Below are 2,762 nucleotides of genomic sequence, written 5' to 3'. Positions count from 1 at the left end.
TGCACAGTCGTCGCACAGCCCAGCCTCCCGACGCCCCCAGCTATCCCCTGAGGCCAGTACTCTCTCACCCTAGGAGGCCAGACTTTACTACCTTCTTTCAGACTCATCTTTGAATTAGAAAATACTGTCGGCACCACCTACAGATCCCGTGCGTGGAGAGACTCGTTCTGCGGCGGGTCGAGAGAGTGTTCGTAGGGATGCTTGAGCCCAACCCTTATTTGACCGGCCGCGGCGTCCACGTTTTGAGGGACGCGGGCGTGGCAGTCGAAGTCTTTCCGGCCAATCTATTGAAGGCGGTCGAGGGACTGAACGCCGCATTCTTGCGGGCGGCGAAGGAGTCCCGTTCGCCAGAACGCCTTCATCTCACAGGTTACGAATGGGATCTCCTTGAGACCGACGGTGTTGTTGCACGACGCTCACAACAGGGATGGTACGAGTATTTCCTGGCCACAGGTGATCTGACCAATCTCGAACGTCTCAGGCAATTCTACACCCCGCCGCTGGAGCAGGTCATCGAAGCCAGGACCTTCGATCTTCCCGCAGGCGAACCGCTGCGAATCACCGTAGCTACAGACCCTCGGCTGATTCAGTTTGTGACGAGTGATCCGGCCCGCCTTCTCGCCTTGACGCCCAGAGAGTTCGAACGCTTCACTGCCGAACTCCTGGAACAGCTCGGCTATGCAAGCGTGGCAATTGGTCGTGGTTCGAAGGACGGTGGTGTTGATGTCTCCGCGTACATTGAGCACCCGTTGGGTGTCGAAAGGGTTATAGTTCAGTGCAAGCGCCATTCTCTTGACCACAAGGTCGGTGAGCCGGTCATTAAACAGTTGCTTGCCGATGCCAAGATTCATCACGCAGCACGAGGACTCCTAGTGACAACCTCCTATTTGACTCGTGGAGCTCGGTTGCTGGTTGAGACATTCGGCTATCGTCTCTCGGCGTTGGACTACGACGAACTGTCAAGGGAACACAAGCTCCCGAGTGCCCAAACAACCTCCTGGCGTGATAAAGCGACGGCGTGCTCCATGCAGAGAATCCTTCGATCCATGAACCTTCGAGAAAATCGCGTCGAAATCCTGGCTCGTCAACAACCCACCCGCCAAGACCGGCTATCCTTAGGCAAGCGCCGTGCCGCCGCGATAGCTCAAGCGTGTTACAGACGTCACGATACCGATCCGACCTCGAGCCTGTCGGGAATCATCTCGATGGTAACGACCCGTTCAAGCACCATCGGAAAATCGCGCGCGGCACGCCTGCACCAGTCCCTGCAGAGACTCGCGAGTCAACTTGCCAGTTTCGTTGCGCGGGAGGCTCGTCACCCGGTACAGCGGTCGTGGGACGAATACCGGATCGATCGCGTTCCGCAGGGCGGAGAGGATCTGCACGGTCGAACGCTCCGGCGCCACCACGAAGGCGATGAGACGAGCATTGCCGGTGTCGGGCCCATCGGGCGCGAAGAATACGCCATCTTCTACTCCGTCGATCGCGTTGAGTCTTTGGTTCAGATCGGCCAACGAGGCCCGGTGACCGCCGATGTTGACGACGTCACCACCGCGTCCGTGGAGTACGAATTCCTGTGCGCCGCGAGGCGTGATCAGATCGGGCAAGGGAATAGGCTCAGGGAGGTAATCGGCCTGAACGCTGCAACCGTTCGCCTCCTGCTTCAGGCTCAAGCCGTCCAAGAGCCGCCAGGCGCCGGTGGCGGTGGTGCGCCGCATCGCCACGCTGCCGGCCTCGGTGAAGCCGTAGATCTCCTGGACCGGCGCGCGAAACAGGTTTTCGGCGGCGCGCGCCAGGCCTATCGACAGCGGCGCCGTCGCCGACAGAACCAGCTCCAGTTCCGGAAACCTCAATGCCGAGCCAATGCAGGCCCGCATGTGCAAGGGCGTGGTCACCAGTATACGCCGGGGTGGAACTTGCGCCAGGGTCGAGCGCACGTCCGCCGCGAACAAGGGGCGGCCGGCATGCAAGCCCCAGCCATGTTGGGTGGGTAGCATGATCGAGGTTTCGAGGCCGTACATATGCGAGTGCGGCGCCGTGGCCACGATGCTGATATTATCCCTAGCTTTCAGACCCAAGCGAGCCGCGGTGTGGCGCGCTACTGTGGTGAGCGAGCTCCAGGTCTTGACGTTGGGGCGCGGCTGTCCCGTACTACCGGAGGTGAATACCACCGCCGCCGTTTGCGCTGCCGGGATGATTGGAATCGGCATTCGTGCCGGGGTGCTGTGGTGAAAATCCGGCAAGGAGAAGCAGAGTAGACCTGGCGCTCCGGCCGCGCCGTCGCTTAGGCAATAGCTGTCCGGGTACAATCGGGCTATCTGCGACAGAGCTTGCGGCGATCGGCCCGGAGGAAGCAGCGTAGTCTGTCCCCGGATCAGCGCGGCGGCGAACCCCGCGAGAAAGCCGTAGCGATTTTCCGTAAGGTTGATGACGGCCGGCCCGTCCGGCAGCAACCCGGACAGGATCTCGACCTGCGCGAGGAACTGGCCGCAGGTGACCGCCCTACCCTCTTGCCAGGCTAATACATCGTCATAGTCATAAGGGCCGAGCAAGGGCACCGCACTCATTCGATCACTCTTATTTGGTACGGTGTTTTTCGATTGACTTGCACAGGGCGTGCAACGAGGAGAAGGTCACCGTGATGTCCGGATCATCGGAGCGCAAATGATAGCCATAGCAGCGGGAAACCGCCAACGACAGCTCGAGCGCGTCGATGGAATCCAGACCCAGCCCCTCACGGAATAACGGATCGTCAGGACTGA

At 60.4% G+C, this 2,762-nt stretch carries 3 protein-coding genes; all 3 read right to left on the bottom strand.

Going from position 1 to position 2,762, the window contains the following annotated elements; genetic code table 11:
• Positions 1-416: 416 nt before the first annotated feature.
• Positions 417-854 carry a hypothetical protein gene (locus M3436_20460; protein ID MDQ3566344.1) on the bottom strand — a complete coding sequence of 146 codons (438 nt, stop codon included), beginning with the start codon at positions 852-854 and terminating at the stop codon, positions 417-419.
• A 366-nt stretch (positions 855-1,220) separates the two neighbouring features.
• A complete protein-coding gene (locus M3436_20455; protein ID MDQ3566343.1) occupies positions 1,221-2,567 on the bottom strand; it encodes an AMP-binding protein in 1,347 nt (448 codons plus the stop codon).
• A 10-nt stretch (positions 2,568-2,577) separates the two neighbouring features.
• A partial coding sequence (locus M3436_20450) for a phosphopantetheine-binding protein (GenBank protein MDQ3566342.1) occupies positions 2,578-2,762 on the bottom strand: 185 nt, incomplete at its 5' end.

The sequence above is a fragment of the Pseudomonadota bacterium genome, from assembly GCA_030859565.1.
Lineage (GTDB): Bacteria > Pseudomonadota > Gammaproteobacteria > JACCXJ01 > JACCXJ01 > USCg-Taylor.
Note: the sequence above shows the minus strand (reverse complement) of the source record. Positions and strands in the feature narration are given on the sequence as shown.